This window comes from Sphingopyxis sp. Geo25 (genome assembly GCF_949769135.1).
GTDB lineage: Bacteria > Pseudomonadota > Alphaproteobacteria > Sphingomonadales > Sphingomonadaceae > Sphingopyxis.
On sequence record NZ_CATKOZ010000003.1, the window covers coordinates 72,377 to 90,625 of the forward strand.

15 protein-coding genes are annotated in these 18,249 nt (G+C 68.3%); 8 read left to right on the forward strand and 7 right to left on the reverse strand.

Annotation, left to right across the window (positions count from 1 at the left end):
• Positions 1-43 precede the first annotated feature (43 nt).
• Both QOL68_RS10915 and QOL68_RS10920 read left to right on the forward strand, forming a co-directional pair.
• Positions 44-1,519, forward strand: a complete 1,476-nt coding sequence (locus QOL68_RS10915) for a TolC family outer membrane protein (protein ID WP_282949446.1) — start codon at positions 44-46, stop codon at positions 1,517-1,519.
• 127 nt (positions 1,520-1,646) lie between these two features.
• The gene (locus tag QOL68_RS10920) at positions 1,647-2,057 is read left to right on the forward strand and encodes a DUF2497 domain-containing protein (RefSeq protein WP_282949445.1); all 411 of its coding nucleotides are present in this window, start codon (positions 1,647-1,649) and stop codon (positions 2,055-2,057) included.
• Positions 2,058-2,181: 124 nt separating this feature from the next.
• On the opposite strand, the gene nudC is transcribed toward QOL68_RS10920, so the two are convergent.
• The 3 genes from nudC to QOL68_RS10935 are packed head-to-tail and all read right to left on the reverse strand — an operon-like array spanning position 2,182 to position 5,362.
• Positions 2,182-3,051, reverse strand: a complete 870-nt coding sequence (gene nudC, locus QOL68_RS10925) for an NAD(+) diphosphatase (RefSeq protein WP_282949444.1) — start codon at positions 3,049-3,051, stop codon at positions 2,182-2,184.
• Positions 3,051-4,337: a serine hydrolase domain-containing protein gene (locus tag QOL68_RS10930; protein ID WP_282949443.1), complete on the reverse strand. Its 1,287-nt coding sequence runs from the start codon at positions 4,335-4,337 to the stop codon at positions 3,051-3,053. The genes nudC and QOL68_RS10930 overlap by 1 nt, the downstream gene beginning before the upstream one ends.
• Positions 4,334-5,362 (reverse strand): A/G-specific adenine glycosylase, encoded by a 1,029-nt coding sequence (locus QOL68_RS10935; RefSeq protein WP_282949442.1) that lies wholly within the window; start codon positions 5,360-5,362, stop codon positions 4,334-4,336. Before QOL68_RS10935 ends, QOL68_RS10930 begins: the two co-directional genes overlap by 4 nt.
• Positions 5,363-5,388: 26 nt before the next feature.
• On the opposite strand from QOL68_RS10935, the gene QOL68_RS10940 reads away from it, so the two are divergent.
• The 4 genes from QOL68_RS10940 to smc all read left to right on the forward strand — a co-directional run bounded on the left by QOL68_RS10940 (position 5,389) and on the right by smc (position 11,048).
• Positions 5,389-5,946 carry a DUF721 domain-containing protein gene (locus QOL68_RS10940; protein ID WP_058456828.1) on the forward strand — a complete coding sequence of 186 codons (558 nt, stop codon included), beginning with the start codon at positions 5,389-5,391 and terminating at the stop codon, positions 5,944-5,946.
• Between the two features lie 9 nt (positions 5,947-5,955).
• On the forward strand, positions 5,956-6,669 hold the full coding sequence (locus QOL68_RS10945) for a DsbA family protein (protein ID WP_282949441.1): 714 nt from the start codon (positions 5,956-5,958) through the stop codon (positions 6,667-6,669).
• 37 nt (positions 6,670-6,706) lie between these two features.
• A complete protein-coding gene (locus QOL68_RS10950) occupies positions 6,707-7,453 on the forward strand; it encodes a thioredoxin domain-containing protein (protein WP_204992244.1) in 747 nt (248 codons plus the stop codon).
• A 151-nt stretch (positions 7,454-7,604) separates the two neighbouring features.
• On the forward strand, positions 7,605-11,048 hold the full coding sequence (gene smc, locus QOL68_RS10955; RefSeq protein WP_282949440.1) for a chromosome segregation protein SMC: 3,444 nt from the start codon (positions 7,605-7,607) through the stop codon (positions 11,046-11,048).
• Here smc and ubiA read toward each other — a convergent pair whose 3' ends face one another.
• From ubiA to QOL68_RS10975, 4 genes are all read right to left on the reverse strand, one after another.
• Positions 11,049-11,954 (reverse strand): 4-hydroxybenzoate octaprenyltransferase, encoded by a 906-nt coding sequence (gene ubiA, locus QOL68_RS10960; protein WP_282949439.1) that lies wholly within the window; start codon positions 11,952-11,954, stop codon positions 11,049-11,051.
• Between the two features lie 64 nt (positions 11,955-12,018).
• Entirely contained in the window at positions 12,019-12,678 is a 660-nt protein-coding gene (locus tag QOL68_RS10965; protein WP_282949438.1) for a TadE/TadG family type IV pilus assembly protein, read from the reverse strand.
• Entirely contained in the window at positions 12,675-13,271 is a 597-nt protein-coding gene (locus QOL68_RS10970; RefSeq protein ID WP_058456766.1) for a TadE/TadG family type IV pilus assembly protein, read from the reverse strand. Before QOL68_RS10970 ends, QOL68_RS10965 begins: the two co-directional genes overlap by 4 nt.
• The gene (locus QOL68_RS10975) at positions 13,268-15,187 is read right to left on the reverse strand and encodes a TadE/TadG family type IV pilus assembly protein (protein WP_282949437.1); all 1,920 of its coding nucleotides are present in this window, start codon (positions 15,185-15,187) and stop codon (positions 13,268-13,270) included. The genes QOL68_RS10970 and QOL68_RS10975 overlap by 4 nt, the downstream gene beginning before the upstream one ends.
• A gap of 206 nt (positions 15,188-15,393) precedes the next feature.
• Between QOL68_RS10975 and QOL68_RS10980 the strand changes: the two genes are divergently transcribed.
• Both QOL68_RS10980 and QOL68_RS10985 read left to right on the forward strand, forming a co-directional pair.
• A complete protein-coding gene (locus QOL68_RS10980; RefSeq protein ID WP_282949529.1) occupies positions 15,394-16,134 on the forward strand; it encodes a 16S rRNA (uracil(1498)-N(3))-methyltransferase in 741 nt (246 codons plus the stop codon).
• 153 nt (positions 16,135-16,287) lie between these two features.
• Positions 16,288-18,198, forward strand: coding sequence for a proprotein convertase P-domain-containing protein (locus QOL68_RS10985; protein WP_282949436.1), 1,911 nt, complete (start codon positions 16,288-16,290; stop codon positions 18,196-18,198).
• Positions 18,199-18,249: the final 51 nt, after the last annotated feature.

The following is an 18,249-nucleotide window of genomic DNA, read 5'->3' on the forward strand; positions in this document are numbered from 1 at the left end:
CCTCTTCCCCCGTTTCAGGCTGAACAAGACGATGCATGACAAGATGACTATCGCAACCGGTCGCCGCGCCCGCTGGCTTGCCGGTCTCGCCTTCGGCGCGCTGGTCGCCGCATCGCCCGCGCACGCCGAAACGCTGCAGGGCGCGCTCGCCAAGGCCTATGAGAACAACCCGACCTTGACCGGCGCCCGCGCGGGGCAGCGCGCGAACGACGAGAATGTGCCGATCCAGAAGGCGGCCGGGCTGCCCTCGGTCGGCGCCAGCGTCGACTATCAGGAAAATCTGGTCGTCCCCGGCAACAGCTTCTTCACCCCCGGCCGCTCGGTTTCGACCGGCGCGCAGCTGTCGGTCCCGCTCTATCAGGGCGGCGCGGTGCGCAACGCCGTGAAGGCCGCCAAATATCGCGTCGAGGCGGGGCAGGCCGACCTGCGCGCGACCGAGGCGAGCATCTTCTCGCAGGTCGTCGGCGCCTATATGGACGTCATCCGCGACATCGCGATCGTCCAATTGAACCAGAAGAATGTCTCTGTCCTCAGGACCAATTTGCAGGCGACGAGCGACCGGTTCGAGATCGGCGACCTGACGCGCACCGACGTCGCGCAGTCGCAGGCCCGCCTCGCGCTTGCCGAGGGCGACCTGCGCACCGCCGAATCGAACCTGATCCGCAGCCGCGAAGCCTATATCCGCCTGGTCGGCGACGCGCCGACCGACCTGCAGGCGCCGCCGGTGCTGCCGAACCTGCCGACGACCGCCGAGGAAGCGGTGGCGATCGCGCTCACCAACAATCCCGACATCGACGCCGCGAACCAGCGCCTCAGCGCCGCGCGCGCCGACATCGGCGCCGCGCGGGCGACCCGCGCGCCCAAGGTTTCGGCGACGGTCAGCGGCGGCTACAACAACAACCTCAACTCGATCCCCGCCGGCAACACGACGTCGGACAATACGACGACGAGCACGATCGCCGGCGTGTCGATGACCCTGCCGATCTTCCAGGGCGGCCGCGCCTCGGCGCGCGTGCGCCAGGCGCAGGCGCAGACCAGCCAGGCGATCGAGAATTATGTCGCGGTCGAACGCGACGTGATCGCCCAGACGCGCGGCGCCTATGCCGCGTGGCAGGCGAACGAGCGGATCATCGCCGCGACCGAACAGGCGGTCGGCGCCAACGGCCTGTCGCTCGAGGGCGTTCGCGCCGAAAACAGCGTCGGCACCCGCTCGATCCTCGACATTCTGAATGCCGAACAGGAATATCTGAACACGCAGGTCCAGCTCGTCTCGGCACGGCGCAACAGCTACGTCGCCGCTTTCTCGGTCCTCGCCGCGATGGGCAAGGCCGAAGCGCGCGACCTCGGGATCGAAGGCGGCGCGCTCTATGACCCCGAGGTCAATTATCGCCGCGTGAAGGGCCAGCTCTGGGACTGGGCCGACGATCCGAAGCCGCAGCAGCAGGCAACCGACACCAGGACGGTTCCGGCCCCCGACGCCGGCGTCCCCGCCTATGTCGAAATGGGCCCGAAACAATAAGGCTTGGCAAAGGCCGCCCCCGGCCGGTAAGATGATGGTTAACCGCCTGGTAGGGCGACCCTGATATCGTGGGGCCCGGAATGGGCAAATGGGGGCAGTAATGGGCGATCTGTCGCGGGAACCATCGATGGAAGACATCCTGTCGTCGATTCGGCGCGTCATCGCGCGCGACGAGGCTCCCGGTGCCCGCGCCCAGCGCGTCGCCGCCGCGAACGAGGATGTTCTCGACCTTCACGAAGGGGAAGCGCCAGATGATGCGATGGCCGATGCACCGCCCGTGATCCCGACCGAGGAAGAGCTGCTCTCGGCCGCCAGCGCCGATGCCACGCGCCAGTCGCTCGACGCGCTGACCGCCGCGGTCGCGCCCGCGGTCACCGCCGCGATCCCGGCCGCCGCGACCGGCGGCCGCACGATGGAAGACGTGGTGATCGAGGCACTCCGTCCGATGCTGAAGGAATGGCTCGACGCCAACCTTCCGACGATGGTCGAGGCGATGGTCGCCAAGGAAATCAGCCGGATCACCGGCAAGAAATTCTGACAATCTCGCTTCTCCCTTGATGGGAGAAGGATATGAAGCCTTGCCGCGCAGCGGCTAGGCGGAGTTGGATGAGGGTGATCGCGCGTTTCTGCGCCGTCGCTCCGGAACGAGACCGTACGGGAAGCTACCCTGCCCAATCCTCCAGCAAATAACGCGCGATCGCCAGCGGCGGCGGCGCCATGAAGCTCGCCCCCATTTCGCCCGCCAGCGCCGCCCGCACCTCGGCGCGGTCGACCCACATCGCCGCCTCGAGCTCGGTCGTATCGATCGTCAGCGCCGTATCATGCGCGACCGCGCGGCAGCCGATCATCAGCGACGAGGGGAAGGGCCAGGGCTGGCTCGCCACATACACCACGTCCGACACCTGGATCCCCGCCTCCTCGAACAATTCGCGCGCCACCGCCTCTTCGAGCGATTCGCCAGGTTCGACGAACCCCGCGAGCGCCGAGAAGAAGCCCGGCGGAAAGCCCGGCTGGCGCCCGACGAGCACGCGGTCCTGATATTCGGCGAGCATGATCACCACGGGATCGACGCGCGGGAAATGCTCCGAACCGCAATTGCCGCACTTCCGCCCCCAGCCGCCCCGAAAAATCCCGGTCGGCGCCGCGCACACCGCGCAGAAGCCGTGCCGCGCATGCCAGTCGACAAGGCTGCGGGCGCCGCCGTAGAGCGCCGCCTCCTCGGGCGACAGCAAGGGGATCAGGCGCATGACCGTCCGCGAGCGCGCGTCGATGCGCGCGCCGGGCGCGGGCGCGCGGACGAAGCGCGGCGCGCCGGCATCGTCGATCCCCAGCAACAGCAGCGCGCGCTCGTCGGCGGGGTCCAGCGGTTCCCAGATCAACCCGCCCCGCTCGCCGGGGACCGGATCGATCCCGTCCATCGCGAGACAGGTCGCGCGCGGATCCTGCGTTGCCGCCGCAAACGCTTCCGCATCGGTACGCAGGCGATCGGCGCGGTCGAGCCGCGCTCCGGTGAAACCAAGCGGCAGCGGCATCAGGCCATCACATCCTTGTAGAAATTCTTCCCGAAGTCGCGCTGGAAGGGCAGCGCCTCGGCGGGCATATATTGCGCATAGCCGCCGACGCGGCAGCCGCGCTTGCGATCGACGAAGCCGATCGTTCCCGCCGCGCCGCCCCAGCCGAAAACGCCCTCGCCCGTCGGCGAGGTCGGCAGCGACACGCGCCCGCCCGCGCCGAACCCTTCGCCCTCGACGAAGCTGTTCTTTGTCGAGGCGCCCGCGGGCAACAGGTTCGACATCGCGAGCCTGGCGGTCTCGGGCTTCAGGATCCGCACGCCGTCCGTCTCGCCTTCGCCGAGCAGCATCGCGAGGAAGCGGTCATAGTCGCGCGCGGTCGAAACGAGCCCGCCGCCGCCATAATGGATCGGCGGCTTGTCGAGATAGATCGAGCTTGTCGCCGGATCGATCGGCAGCAACGCGCCACCAAAGGGGGCATAGTTGGTCGAAAGCCGGCCGACGTCGGCCGCCGCGACCTGAAACCCCGTGCTCTTCATCCCCAGCGGATCGAACAGGCGCGCCTTCAGGAACAGGTCGAACGGCTGCCCCGATACGACCTCGATGACGCGGCCAAGCAGGTCGAGCCCGACCGAATAGCTCCACTGCGTGCCGGGTTCGTGAACAAGCGGCAGCTTGGCGAGCCGGTCGGCGAATTCCGCAAGGCTCGGCGCGGGCTTCGACGCCGGCAAGCCCGGAATCGGCAGGCGGCTGACCTGCCCGCCCAGAATCCCCTGCTCGTTATAGGCGTCGCGCAGCGGTCCCTTCTGGACGATCCCGTAACCGAGCCCCGCGGTATGCGTCAGCAGGTGGCGCACCGTGATCAGCGTCGTCGCATCGCGCACGTCGGTCAGCGATCCGTCGGGGGTGTTCTGAACCTTCATCTTCGCAAAGGCGGGCAGGATGTCGGCGATCGGCTGGTCGAGCTTGAGCTTGCCGTCCTCGATCAGGATCATCGCCGCGATGCCGGTGACCGGCTTGGTCATCGAATAGAGGCGCCAGATCGTGTCGCCGTCGACCGCCCGCGCCGAATCCATCGCCTGCGTGCCCGCGCCGAAGACGTCGAGCGCGCCCTGCCCCTTGCCGATCGCGGCGAGCGTCCCGGCGAGTTCGCGCCGGTCGACGAAGCCCTCGATAAAGGCCGCGGTCGCCGGGTAGGCCGCACCGCCGTCGGCTTTCCAAGCCAGCGCCGCACCCGGCAGCATCAGCCCTGCGCCGCCCAGCGCGAAACCGCCCAGCAGCGCCCGGCGCGAAACCATCATGGTCATGAAATTCTCTCCCGCATCTTGTCGGTCAGTTTGCGATAGAGCGTCGGCAATCCGGCCGCGTCAAGCGCCGAAAGCGGCCACCACTCGCCTTCCCCTGCGGCATCCTCGCTTTCGCGGGCAACGAGCGTCAGGCGAAGGTCGAAATGGGTGAAACCATGATCGACCTGGACGATACCGGACTCGGCGGGCGGAACGTCGGTCCAGGCGCCGCCGGGCAGCGCGCGCATCCCGCCGAGCATCCCCTTGTCGGGACGGCGGACGAGCCAGACGGCATCGTCGCGCTCGATCCAGTGCGCGACGCCATAGCGCTGCGGCTTCGCCTTTTTCGCAGGCTTGACCGGCAAGCGCTCGATATCGGCGCGGCCCTGCGCGCGGCAGTCGACCATGACCGGGCAGATGCCGCACCCGGGCGCGCGCGGCGTGCAGATCGTCGCGCCGAGGTCCATCAGCGCCTGCGCGAAGTCGCCGGGCCGCTCGCCGGGAACCAGCGGCGCCAGCTCGGCGCGAATCGCGCGCTTGGCGGCGGGAAGCGGGGTTTCAATGAGCCGGTGCCGGGCGATCACGCGTTCGATATTGGCGTCGATCACCACCGCCGGGCGCCCGAAGGCGATCGCGGCGACTGCCGCGGCCGTATAATCCCCGACCCCCGGCAGCGCGCGTAGCCCCGCTTCGCTATCGGGAAAATGCGCGTCATGCTCGCGGGCGACGGCGCGCGCGCAGGCGAGCAGGTTGCGGGCGCGGGCGTAATAGCCGAGCCCGGCCCAGGCCGCCATCACGTCGGCGTCGTCGGCCGCCGCCAGATCGGCGACCGTCGGCCAGCGCGCGACAAAACGCTCGAAATAGCCGGCGACCGCCGCGACCGTCGTCTGTTGCAGCATGATTTCGGCCATCCACACGCGGTACGGATCGGGCACCGCATCGCTCCCCGGCGGAATGCGCCATGGCAGCGCGCGCGCCGACCGGTCGTACCAGCCGAGCAGACGCGCGGCGAAACTGTCGATGCTGCCTGAAGTCTGGACGCTCACCCCCCGCCTATGGCATGGCGGCGGCGATGGCGAAAGCGGACACTCCCAAAGGCGAAAAGCCGAAGAAGAAGGCGGCAAAGAAGCCCGACGCCAAGCCCTATGAGCGCCCGCGCGGCGGCGAGGCGCGCTCGATCGCCGACCTCGTCCCCGAAATCGGCCGCACCGCCTTCCGCAAATTCGGCTTCATCCAGTCGTCGGTGGTCAGCCGCTGGCGCGAGATCGTCGGCGACCGGCTCGCCGACGTTACCCAGCCCGCGATGATCCGCTTCCCCGCCGGGCAGAAGGCGGGCGGCACGCTGCACCTGACGATCAGCGGCGCGCACGCCCCGATGCTCCAGCATGTGTCGCCCGACATCATCGCCGCGGTGAACCGCTTCTTCGGCTATGCCGCGATCGCCACGGTGCGGATGACGCACGGACAGGTGACCCCCGCCGCCCCCGTTCAGCCGCCCGCAATGCTCAAACCCGTACCCGAAGAATTGGGGGATAGCCTTCGCGATATCGGCGACCCGGAACTGCGTACCGTGCTCGAACGCATGGCGGCGGGGCTGGCGTCGGCGCCGAAGCTCCCCCGGATCAGTTGAAGGCCACGCATGTCCCGACTTCGCCCGACCTCGCGCCGCATCGCCGTCGCAGTTGCCGCCACCGCCGCGCTCGCGCTGTTCGCCGCCGCCACGCCCGCGCAGCCCGTCCGCTGGTCGGCGAAGGTCGAAACCAGCCCGATCGGCGCCTATATCGTCGGCAACCCGAACGCGAAGGTCCGGCTCGTCGAATATTTCAGCTATACGTGCAGCCATTGCGCCGAATTCGCCAAGGCGGGTTCGGCCCCGCTCCGCACCCTCTATATCGACAAGGGGCTGGTGCTGTTCGAATATCGCAACCTCGTCCGCGACCCCGTCGACATGACCGCCGCGCTGCTCGCGCGCTGCGGCGCGCCCGCTGCCTTCGCCGGAAATCACGACGCGATCTTCGCCGCGCAGCCGGTCTGGCTCGGCAAGGTCGCCAAGGCGACCGAAGCGCAGAGGAAAAGCTGGTATCAGGGCAGCCTCGGCGACCGCGCGCGCAGGATCGCCGCCGACACCGGGCTCTCCGCGATCATGCAGAAGCGCGGCTATACAACGGCGCAGATCGGCACATGCCTCGACAGCGAGGTCGCGCAGGCGGAGATCGCGGGGATGACCAACATCGGCCAGAACGCCGATCGCGTCGCGGGCACCCCGACCTTTTTCATCAACGGCCGCAACGCCGCCGTGGTCCAGTGGACCGCGCTCAAAACGAAACTCGACGCCGCCCTGAAGGGCTCCTAAGAAGCCACCATATCCCCTGTCCGGAGAGAAACCGACCATGACGAAGGCCCCGCTGCGTATCCTCCTCCTGTCCTCGCTCGGCGCGCTCGCGCTCGCGGGTTGCGGCGAAAGCAAGACCGACCCCGCCAAGGAACAGGATGTCATTGCCAAGGTCGCGGCGCCCGCGGGCAAGAGCTGGTCGGCAACGGTCAGCCAGACCGCCGACGGCGGCTATCTGATGGGCAACCCCGACGCGCCGATCAAGATCATCGAATTCGCCTCGCTGACCTGCTCGCACTGCGCCGAATTTTCCAAGGAAAGCCACGAGGAGATCAAGCGCGACTTCATCGACACCGGCCGCGTGAGCCTCGAGGTGCGCAACTTCATCCGCGATCCGCTCGACGCGATGGCGGCCGCGGTCATCCGCTGCGGCCCGGTCGACCGCTATTTCCCGCTGCAGGAAAATGTCTTCGCCTCGCAGGCCGACCTCTTCGCGGGCGCGCAGGCGAATGCCGCGGGCGGCGAAGCGGCGATGAAGCTGCCCCCGGCGCAGCGCTTCCCGGCGCTCGCCAAGGCATGGAAGCTCGACGCCTTCTTCCAGTCGCGCGGCGTCACCGCCGAACAGATCAACGCGTGCCTCGGCAATATCGACAATATCTCGAAGCTCGAACAGGGCACCAACGCTGCGGTCGAGAAATATACGATCCAGGGCACCCCGACCTTCGTCATCAACGGCCAGGTCGCCGAGGGTATCGCGACCTGGGGCCTGCTGCGCGACCGCCTGCGCACGATGGGCGCACGCTGAACGCCGGCGATCCTCCCTGCGGCGAGCCCGCGGGGAGGAGCCTTTCTAACCCCTTGCGACTCCCCCTCCGGCGCGTCATGACGGTGCGAGGGGGAATTGTGACGCAAAGGTTGCAACAGCCGCGATTCGACGACCTGCACGGGAGCTTTCCGTGCAGATAAAGCGGCTGCGCCTGACCGGTTTCAAAAGCTTCGTCGAACCCACCGAACTGCGCATCGAACCCGGCCTCACCGGGGTCGTCGGCCCCAATGGCTGCGGCAAGTCGAACCTGCTCGAGGCGATCCGCTGGGTGATGGGCGAATCCTCGCCGAAGTCGATGCGCGGCGGCGGGATGGAGGATGTGATCTTCGCGGGCACCACGCGGCGCCCGCCCCGCGATTTCGCCGAGGTCGCGATCCATTGCGATACCGAGGGCGGCGTCGTCGCGGGGCTTTCGGACGCAAGCGAGGGCCACGAGATCGAAATCATCCGCCGTATCGAGCGCGGCGCGGGCAGCGCCTATCGCGCCAACGGCCGCGACGTGCGCGCAAAGGACGTCGCGCTGATCTTCGCCGACGCCGCGACCGGCGCGCACAGCCCGGCGCTCGTCAGCCAGGGCAAGATCGCCAATGTCATCGCCGCCAAGCCGACCGACCGCCGTGCAATGCTCGAAGAAGCGGCGGGCATCGCGGGCCTGCACGTTCGCCGCAAGGACGCCGAGCAGAAATTGCGCGCGACCGAAACCAATCTCGGTCGCCTCTCCGAAATCGTCGCCGATATGGAGGTGCGCGCGAACGCGCTCCGGCGTCAGGCGCGCGCGGCCGAAAAATACAAGAAACTGTCCGAGGATATCCGCGTCGCCGAAGGACGGCTGATCTATGCACGCTGGCGCGACGCCGCCGCCGCCGCCGATCAGGCGCGCCGCGACGCCGACGCCGCCGAAGCCGCGGTAAAAACCGCGCAGGCCGAACTCGAGACCGTCTCGGCGGCGCAAGTCGAGGTCGCGACGCGCGTCGGCGCCGCGCGCGCCGAGGCGCAGTCGCGGCGCGATGCGCTCGCCGAGGCGACCGCGACGTTCGTCCGCCTGCAGGGCGAGGAACGCGCGGCGCGGCAGCGTCTGGAAGACCTGGCGGCGCAACAGGCGCGGCTCGCCGACGATCGGACACGCGAAGGCGAATTCGCGCGCGAAGCGCACGCCGCGCTCACCGGCCTCGACGCCGAGGGCAAAACGCTGGAGCGCGACATCGCCGCGCACGACGCAAACAAGGCCGCGCTCGTCGAGGCCAATCAGGCGGCGCAGACGCGCCTCCGCGATGCCGAGGTCGCGTTGGCGCAGGCGCGCGCCAAGGCCGCGAGCGAAGCCGCCGACCGCCGCATCGCCGTCTCGGCGCGCGACACCGCCGAAGCCGCCGTCCGCCGCGTGGCGCAGGACAAGGCGCGCGTCGATGCCGAAATCGCCGCGCTCGGCGACAGCGCCGCGCTCGCCGCGACCGAGGCCGAAAGCGCCAGGGCGGCCGAAGCGGCCGAAGCCGCGATCGCCGAGGCCGAAGCCGCCTTGCAGAACGCCGAAGCCGACCGCGAAGCGACCGCCGCCGATCTCGCCACCATCGAAGCCGGTCTCGCCGAAGCCCGCGCCGCGCTCGCCGCGCTGGACGGAGAGGCGGCGACGCTCGAACGCGCGCTCGCTGCCGCGAAGAGCGACGACGACCGCATCCTCGACCAGCTTCGCGTGACGCCGGGCTATGAAGCCGCGCTCGCCGCCGCGCTGGGCGACGATCTCGATGCGGGCACCGCAAAGGACGCGGCGCGGAGTTGGGGCGGCGCCGACAAGGGAAAGAACGATCCGGTGCTTCCCGCGGGAACGCAATCGCTCGCCGATTTCGTAACCGCGCCCGCGGCACTCGCCCGCCGCCTTGCGCAGGTCGCGGTTGCCGAAAGCGACGGCGGCCAGACACTCGCGGTCGGCCAGCGCATCGTCACGACGGGCGGCATGATGCGCCGCTGGGACGGCTTCGTCACCCGCGGCGACGGCGCGACGGCGACCGAGCGGCTGCAACGCCAGAACCGCCTCGACGCGCTCGCCGCGCAGCGTCCGCAAGTCGAACTCGGCGTGCAGGAACTGAAGGATCGCCGCGATACCGCGGCCGCCAGGGCGGGCGAACTCGCCGAAGCCGCCGCGGAAGCCCGCAGGGGGCTCGCGCAGGCCGACGAGGCTCGCCGCGCCGCGCTGCGCGCCGCCGACCAGGCACAGGCCGCGCTCGATCGCCACCGCGACGCGACCGCGATGTTCGATCGCCGGCTTGCCGAGGTCGCCGCGGCCGCGAAAGAAGCCGCCGACGCGCTCGCGGCGCAGGAAGCCGCGCTGGCAGCATTGCCGGACGACAGCATCGCGCGCGCTGCGCTCGATGCCGAGGAAGCCGCGACCGAGCGCGCGCGCACCGACGCCGGCGAAGCCCGCGACGCGCTGGCGGCACACGAACGCACCCTCGCGGCCTTGAGCGAACGGCAGGCAGTCGTCAGCGCCGAGATCAAGAGCTGGAAAGCGCGCGCCGGCGAGGCGGCGCGCCGCGTTACCGAAATGGACAAACGCGCCGAAGCCCTCGCCGCCGAAGCCGCGAAACTCGCCGACGTCCCAGAAAAGCTCGCCGCCGAACGCGGCGCGGCCGAGACGCAACAAGCCACCCTTCGCGAACAGATGGGCGCCGCCGAATCGCGCGAGCGCGAGGCGGAAGCCGCGCTCCGCGAAGCCGAAGCCGCGCTCACCGCGATCCGCGAGCGCGTCGCCGCGGCGCGCGAAACCCGCGCGGGCGCGGTCGCGCGCTCCGAAAATGCCGAATTGCGCCGCGTCGAGATGGGCCGCCTGTCGGGCGAGCGTTTCGAATGCCCGCCGCCGCTGCTGCCCAAGAAGGCCGGCTTCGAGGAGGACGGCGTCGGCGACGCGATGCACGAATCGGCGCAGCACGACCGGCTGATCGCCGAGCGCGAGCGGCTCGGCCCGGTCAATCTCGTCGCCGCCGACGAGCTCGCCGAACTCGACACCGAACGGACACGCAACGCCGCCGAGATCGAGGAACTGACGCAGGCGGTGAACCGTCTGCGCGGCTCGATCGGCAATTTGAACCGCGAGGGCCGCGTCCGCCTGCTCGCGGCGTTCGAGACGGTGAACGAGCATTTCCAGCGGCTCTTCACGACGCTGTTCAACGGCGGCCAGGCGCATCTCGAACTGGTCGATTCGGACGATCCGCTCGAAGCGGGACTCGAAATCATGGCGCAGCCGCCGGGCAAACGGCTCGGCACGCTCACCCTGCTCTCGGGCGGCGAGCAGGCGCTGACCGCGGTCGCGCTGATCTTCGGCCTGTTCCTCACCAACCCCGCGCCGATCTGCGTCCTCGACGAGGTCGATGCGCCGCTCGACGACGCGAATATCGAGCGTTTCTGCGACCTGCTCGACCGCATGACGCGCGAGACGAACACGCGCTACCTGATCGTCACCCACAATGCGGTCACCATGGCGCGCATGCACCGATTGTTCGGGGTGACGATGATCGAGAAGGGCGTCAGCCGCCTCGTCTCGGTCGATCTCGGCGGCGCCGAGGAACTGCTCGCGGCCGAATGATCAGGGCGCGCTGCCGACCACCAGCATCGCCGCGAACACCAGAAGTCCGGCAAAGCGATTGCTGCGGAACTTGGCGAGCGCGTCGGCGCCATCGGCGGGGTTCAGCGTCACCACCTGTCCCGTCAGGTGCAATGCTGCCGGGACGAGCGCGACGAACACCAGCGGATCGGGCCGCACGCTCCACAGCGCGCCCGCCCAGCAGGCGAGCGCCACCGCGTAGCAGAAACCGACGCCGCCCTTCACATGCGCGCCCATCGCGCGCGCGCTCGACTTCACGCCGACCAGCGCATCATCCTCGATATCCTGCAGCGCATAGATGGTGTCATAGCCGATCACCCATGCGATGCAGCCGGCATAGAGAAGCGGCAGCCCGAGCCCCTCGCCGCCGCCGACCGCGATCCAGCCGACGAGCGCGCCCCAGCTGAAGACCAGCCCGAGCCAAGCCTGCGGCCACCAGGTGATCCGCTTCATGAACGGATAGGCGGCGACGAGCGCGAGGCTCCCGAGCGCGACGATCTGCGCCCCGCGCGGCAGCTGGACGAGCACGAGGAGGCCGACCAGCGACAGCAGGATCGTCCACAGCAGCGCGTTGCGCACCGACACCGCCCCGCTCGCGACGGGCCGCGATGCGGTGCGCGCGACCTTTGCGTCGAGATCGCGATCGACGATGTCGTTATAGACGCAGCCCGCGCCGCGCATCGCGATCGCGCCGAGCAGCAGCCAGAGGAACAAGGGCCAGTGATGGAGCGCGCCGCCCGCGAGCGCGAGGCCGAAGGCGCACGGCCAATAGAGCAGCCACCAGCCGATCGGCCGGTCGAAGCGCGCGAGCAACGCATAGGGCCGCGCGCCGGCCGGCAGGAGGGCGACGAAACCCTGGAACTGGCTGTCGGGTGGCGCGGCGGTCATCGGCTCGCGCCCTAGCAGGCGGCGCGAGCCGGATAAATGATTGATTGGATGGACCCGGCCGCGATCAGGTGCAGCTGGCGACCGTGCCGGTCGGGGTCGGGTTGAACCCTTCCCTCAGGTCGCGCGCTTCGCGGACGTTGAACGCGGCCGTCGTGTGGATGCGCTGCGATCCCAGCCATTTGCCATAGAGCAAGGGCTGATAGTCGTAATAGACTTCGACGAACATCACCGCGGTCCCTGCGGCGGCGGTGACTTCCTTGCCCGTCGGGCCCATGCCCGGAAAGGCGTTGCCCGTCGCGCCGTCGCCGGCGGCGCCGAAGCTCGACTGAACCCCAAGGTCGCCGTAGCAGCGCTGCCAGTGAATCCACTGCCCGCCGTCGGTGTTGCGTTCGAGGCTCGACAGGATGACGCGGCCGCGGCGTTCGAAATCCATGTTGCGTGCCTGTTTCTCGACACCCGAAAAGACTTCGTTGATGTCGATCTCGCGAATGATCGGTTGCGACAAGGAGTCGCCCGTCGCGATGCGCGATGCATTGTCCGCGGCGCCGAGCGCGATCTGGCTGACCCGCGTATGCACGAGCACGAGGTTGGCGATCTCGATTCCCCCGAAGCCGAGCAGGACGAGCAACGGCACGGTGAACGCCATTTCGACGAGCACGGCGCCGCGGCGATCGCGGCGCAGCCGCCGCATGATCGCGCGCGCGATGATCCGCCGCGCGCTCATGGACAGCGCACCGGGCTGGCATCGGACCCGACGGCGAAGGGCTGGTTGCGTAGCACCGTTGTCTCCCTCAACGTGGTTTCCTGTGGCTGACCCAGCATCCGCCATACGGGCAGGACGCGATCGAACTTCATCTCGACGGTGTAGAGGATGACGTCGTCGGCGCCGCCGTTGCCGCCGCGCGCGCGGTCGCTGTCCCAGACGCCGTTCCCGTTCACATCCTCGAAGCATTCGGTGTTCTGGTGTGCGCCGTCGCCATTGTCGTCGTTGAACGGTTCGGGATTCCCGACCTCGCTGAAATTGTCGTAGGCCCGGCGGGCAAAGGTCACTTCGGCGTGGGGGAATACTTTCACCACCGCCGTCTCCACCGCATCGTCGAGCGCCGTCTGGCTGGCGCCGCCCGTTTCAAGCGTCGAATCGCGCGCCGCTTTTGCGACGGCGCCTTGCAACACCTGCTTTGCGTACATCTGCCAGCTATAGTCGAAGATGCCCATCAGCAGCAGGATGAAGAGCGGCCCGGTGAAGGCGAACTCGACGAGCGCCGCGCCGCGCTCGCTGTCGCGAAGCCGGCGGAGCAGGCTGGACCGGCGCGTCATTGCGACAGCCTCAGGCGCGAAATCTGCTGCGCGATCTGCGAGAAGATGCTGGCGAGCTGCGCGCTGCTGCCCGCTTCATAGGCCTTGCCCGACGATGCACAGGCGACAAGCTTCGCATTCTTGGCGTCGTCGAGGTCGACGCCAAAGCCGATGATCCAGACGACGATGCCCTTCTGCTTCGCAGCCGCGCACAGATAGCTGAGGCGGTTGGTGTGGCGCGCGATCGCATCGGCGTTATCGGTCGCACCGATGCGCTGCATCACTTGCTCGAGGCCCTGATGCGAATAATTGGTGCGCGGCGTGTTCATCTCGCCATCGGTCATGAAGATGATGTGGCGTCCGACCGGGCGGCCCATGTAATTGCCATTCTCGGCAGCGAACAGACCGTCGGGCGAGATCAGACGGGCGCCCCACGCCATGCCGCTGTCGTGATAGGTATAACCCTGCGCTTTCAGGCCGTTGATCTTGGTGGTGAACGCGGTCTTGCCCGCATCGTCCATGTTGGTCAGCTTCATGACCGGCACCGGACAGGCGCCCGTGTCGCCGAAATTCTCCGACTGCTTGCCGAAATTGGTGCTGTTGGTGGTCGAGTTCACATTGGTCGGCGACGAACGCGAATAGACGAAATAGGGAATGAACATCCGCCACTTGGTGTCGTCGTTCGCCGTCGGCACCAGGTCGATATCCATGTCATAGGTGTTCGCAGGCGGCGCGGCGTTCGACGCGAAGGCGTTCGTGGCGCGCTCCATCACGCAGCCGGTCCACGGCGCGGACTGGCTCGCCCCGGCCGTCCCGGTGTTGAACGAAAGCGACGTGGACATGTTCTTCCCCGACGACACGTCGAAGGTGCGGTCGAGATAGGTGTAGGTATATTTCTCGGTCTTCGTCTGGACCGTGTTTTCGGTATAGGTTCGCGACCGCCTTTCGCGAGTGCAGACCTTGGTAGAATTGTTGAACGACTGGTTCCGGTACGCATATTCGGTTTTCGGCACGCCCGTCGTCGTTACCGTCGTGCGCGTGTCGCCGGAGATGTTCGGACCGTTCACCGTCGTCGTCGACGTTCCGCTGATGATCTCGCTGCTTTTCGAGCAATTGCTGTTCGTCGTGGCGGTCACCGTTTGCGATGCCCAGCTAGACCAGCCCGACGGCGTTGTATTGGTCGGCGATCCGGTCGTGTTCGACGTCGTCGTCCACAGCGCGGCGGTATTCGGCTGCCGCGACGGCACGGTGACGGTGTCGGCGATCCAGCTCGACTGCAGGATCGCCCCGACGTTGACTGTGCCGCTGTAGGGCACGACACCGATCCGCAGGCGACCATCGCCGCGTTCGGCCGAGGTGATCGTCGTCATGAAAAGGTTGGCCGCGTTGCGCAGCGCCGCGATCTTCGCGATCGTCGCGCCGCCGCCGGCGTCGCTGTCGGCGATCTGATCGTCCATCGACCCGGTGACGTCGAGCACGAGCATCACGTCGGTGCTCGAGATTTCGAGTTTCGCCTCACAATTGACCGATAGCGCGAAATTCTCCTTGCCGAACATCGTCATCACCAGCGTCGGCAGCGTCGCCGCCGCGGTGCCGCCGACCGACGACGTCCCGACCGGCACCGACGAGAAGGATATGCCCGTGCTGCCGTACATCGCAGTCGGGTAGTTGAAGTTGAACATCTTGTTCGCTTCGGCCTTCTGCGGGTCGCCATAGCTGCCGCCGGCCATCGCGCGGCGGCCGGCGAGCACGCCGGCGTCGCACGCCTGCTGCAGGCGGAGCTGCGCCATATAGGCGCGGCCGATATCGACCGCGGAACCGACGATGCCGATCACCGGGATGATCGCAGCCGCCGTCAGCATCATGGCGTTGCCGCGCTGGTCGCGCAGAAGTTTCGAGGCGCCGGCCCTGAGGCCGTTCAAAATGGTCCCTCGCATGGTCTAAACCCCTCTTGGTCCAGACGCACCACCCACCCAGATGCGCGACTGGTATCCTCGCACCTAGGGGGAAACTGCTTACCAAATCGCTAATCGGCTCCCCCGACATGCTCGCATTTCGGCGCCGATTCTGGCCCGTATCGGGACAGGTCGGTTCGCTCGACACGGCAGATGCGCCGCGCGCCGCGCTCTGCTATCGCGGCGCCATGCCCGCGACACCCGCCTGGCCGCCCGCCAGCACGCCCCGCCTCTATATCGACCAGCCGCTCGGCCCCGAAGCCGCGCCGCACATCGACGGCGCGGCTGCGCACTATCTGCTGAACGTCATGCGGCTGAGGGTGGGCGACCCGCTGTTGCTGTTCGACAATCGCAGCGGCGAATGGCTCGGGCGCATCGCCGACGCGGGCAGGCGCTCGCTCGACATCGCCATCGAGGCGTTGATGCGCCCGCGCGAGGCGGTGCCCGACCTCTGGCTCTGCTTCGCGCCGGTCAAGAAAGCGCGGCTCGACTGGATCATCGAAAAGGCGACCGAACTCGGCATCGCGCGGCTGCAGCCCGTAATCACCGAACGGACGATCGTCGAACGGGTCAGGCACGAACGGCTCGAGGCGCAGATCGTCGAGGCGTGCGAGCAATGCGGGCGCACCGCGCTTCCCGAGCTCGCCGAGCCGGTGAAACTGCCACAGATCCTGAAAGCGTGGCCCGCCGGGCGGTCGCTGCTCTTCGCCGACGAAGCGGGCGGCGAATCGCTCGCTGTCGCCCCCGCGCCGCCGCCCGCCGCGATCCTGACCGGGCCCGAGGGCGGCTTCACCACCGCCGAGCGCAATCTGCTGCTCGCACACCCCGCGGTCCGGCGCATCGCGCTCGGCCCGCGCATCCTGCGCGCCGAGACCGCGGCGATCGCGGCAATCGGGGTTTGGATGGCGGCCAACGGCGATTGGGCATAACTGTACCAAAAATGGACATTATTGCTGCCAGTCTGGCAGTTATTAACTTCAAATTAGGGATATCGACCGCAAAGCCTGCTCATGCAACGGCGGGACCAGAGCCGAGATCGCTGGCGTGGGGGCCGGCGGACACTGCTGAGGCGGGCGGCGACCATGCTCGCCTGGCTGGCGCTGGCTCTCGTCGTTGCACCCGCTGCGGCTCAGACCAGCGCGACCTACAGCAACACGGCGGCCGGCACGATCAGCGAAACCGCCACCCCCTGTACCGGGCCGATGGTGCGCACCTTCACCGTCGCGGCAAACACGCAGATTACCGACGTCAATATCGGCGTCCAGCTCGGCCACAGCTATCGCGGCGACCTTCGCGTCACGCTGACCTCGCCTTCGGGAACCGTCGTCAATCTCATCACCAATGTCGGCACCGGCGCCGACAATCTGAACGTGCTGTTCGACGACAGCGCGGCGGCGAGCATCTCGACCCACACGGCGAACGACAACACGTCGGCGGCGCCGCCGTACCAGCGGACCTTCCGCCCCGAGGGCGCGCTCGCCGACTTCAACGGACAGGGGACCGCGGGAACGTGGCAATTGCAAATCTGCGACTCGCTGAACGGCGACAGCGGCAGTTTCACGCGCGCCGACCTGACCCTGACCAGCGTACCGCTGTCACCCTATGCCGACCTGTCGCTCGCGAAATCGGTGAGCAACGCGAACCCTTCGTCGGGCGCCAGCATCAGCTATACGCTCAGCGTGACCAATGCCGCCGCCTCGGCGCTCACCGCGACGGGCGTGACGGTGCAGGACATGCTCCCCCCGGGCGTGACCTTCACCGGCGCGTCGGGGTTCGGCAGTTACAACAGCACCACCGGGGTCTGGACCGTCGGCAGCATCCCGCCGGGCACGACGCGCACGCTGACGATCAGCGGCACCGTCTCGGCAACCGCGGGCGCGACGATCACCAATGTCGCAGAGATCAGCGCCTCCTCGGCCTATGATTATGATTCGACCCCCGGCAACGGCGCCGCGGGCGAGGACGACTATGCCGCGGCGAGCTTCACCGTCGCCGGAACGCGCACCGCGGGAACCCCGCCGACGCTCGTCTGCCCGGCCGGGACGACGACGCTCGACTGGGACGGCGTGACGTGGAGCGCGGGGACGACCAGCGGCAGCTATGCGCTGACCGCGATCGGCACGACCGGCTTCAACATCGCGATCAGCGGCGGCGCCTTCCTCAGCAACGCGACCTATGGCGGCCAGTCGCCGACCCGGCAGAATATCGTCACCGGTGCGCTGTCTCCGGCGCAATATTCGATCTTCGAGCTGGTCGATTTCACCAGTCAGGCGGGCTCGGTCACCTCGACGATCACCCTGCCCACCGCGGTCCCCGGCGCGCAGTTCCGGCTGTTCGACGTCGACTATGCAGCGGGGCAGTTCGCCGACCGCGTCACCGTGACGGGCAGCTTCAACGGCACGAACGTCACGCCGGTGCTGACGAACGGCACCGCCAACTATGTCATCGGGAGCACCGCTTATGGCGATGTCCTGTCGGCCGACGCCAGCGCCGACGGCACCGTGACCGTGACCTTCGCGGCGCCGGTGGACAGCATCACGATCGACTATGGCAGCCACGGCCTTGCTCCGGCCAATCCGGGGCAGCAGGGGATGGCGATTCACGACTTCCTCTTCTGCCGCCCGGTCGGCAATCTGCTGATCGCCAAGACAAGCAGCGTCGTCAGCGATCCGCTGAACGGCACTACCAACCCCAAAGCGGTACCCGGCGCGACGATGCGCTATTGCCTGCTCGTCACCAACGGCGGCAGCGCGACCACGACGGGCATCCTCGTTTCCGATCCCCTGCCCGCCACCACCACCTTCGTTCCGGGGTCGCTGCGCAGCGGGACGAGCTGCGCGGGCGCGACCACGGCCGAGGACGACGATGCGGCGGGAGCGGACGAAAGCGACCCCTTCGGCGCGGCGATCGGTGGAACCACCGTGTCCGCCAGCACCGCGACCCTGGCCCCCGCGGCAGCGATGGCGGTAACGTTCGACGTCACGGTGAACTGACACCGTCGGCGCCCCTCATGACCCCGATTGCATTCTATACCGAATAGTCTA

Excerpts from the sequence above, each read along its gene's own strand:
- QOL68_RS10915 (WP_282949446.1), top strand. The coding sequence starts at position 44 with ATGACTATCGCAACCGGTCGCCGCGCCCGCTGGCTTGCCGGTCTCGCC.
- QOL68_RS10920 (WP_282949445.1), top strand. The coding sequence starts at position 1,647 with ATGGAAGACATCCTGTCGTCGATTCGGCGCGTCATCGCGCGCGACGAG.
- nudC (WP_282949444.1), bottom strand. The coding sequence starts at position 3,051 with ATGCCGCTGCCGCTTGGTTTCACCGGAGCGCGGCTCGACCGCGCCGAT.
- QOL68_RS10930 (WP_282949443.1), bottom strand. The coding sequence starts at position 4,337 with ATGACCATGATGGTTTCGCGCCGGGCGCTGCTGGGCGGTTTCGCGCTG.
- QOL68_RS10940 (WP_058456828.1), top strand. The coding sequence starts at position 5,389 with ATGGCGAAAGCGGACACTCCCAAAGGCGAAAAGCCGAAGAAGAAGGCG.
- QOL68_RS10945 (WP_282949441.1), top strand. The coding sequence starts at position 5,956 with ATGTCCCGACTTCGCCCGACCTCGCGCCGCATCGCCGTCGCAGTTGCC.
- QOL68_RS10950 (WP_204992244.1), top strand. The coding sequence starts at position 6,707 with ATGACGAAGGCCCCGCTGCGTATCCTCCTCCTGTCCTCGCTCGGCGCG.
- ubiA (WP_282949439.1), bottom strand. The coding sequence starts at position 11,954 with ATGACCGCCGCGCCACCCGACAGCCAGTTCCAGGGTTTCGTCGCCCTC.
- QOL68_RS10965 (WP_282949438.1), bottom strand. The coding sequence starts at position 12,678 with ATGAGCGCGCGGCGGATCATCGCGCGCGCGATCATGCGGCGGCTGCGC.
- QOL68_RS10970 (WP_058456766.1), bottom strand. The coding sequence starts at position 13,271 with ATGACGCGCCGGTCCAGCCTGCTCCGCCGGCTTCGCGACAGCGAGCGC.
- QOL68_RS10975 (WP_282949437.1), bottom strand. The coding sequence starts at position 15,187 with ATGCGAGGGACCATTTTGAACGGCCTCAGGGCCGGCGCCTCGAAACTT.
- QOL68_RS10980 (WP_282949529.1), top strand. The coding sequence starts at position 15,394 with ATGCCCGCGACACCCGCCTGGCCGCCCGCCAGCACGCCCCGCCTCTAT.
- QOL68_RS10985 (WP_282949436.1), top strand. The coding sequence starts at position 16,288 with ATGCTCGCCTGGCTGGCGCTGGCTCTCGTCGTTGCACCCGCTGCGGCT.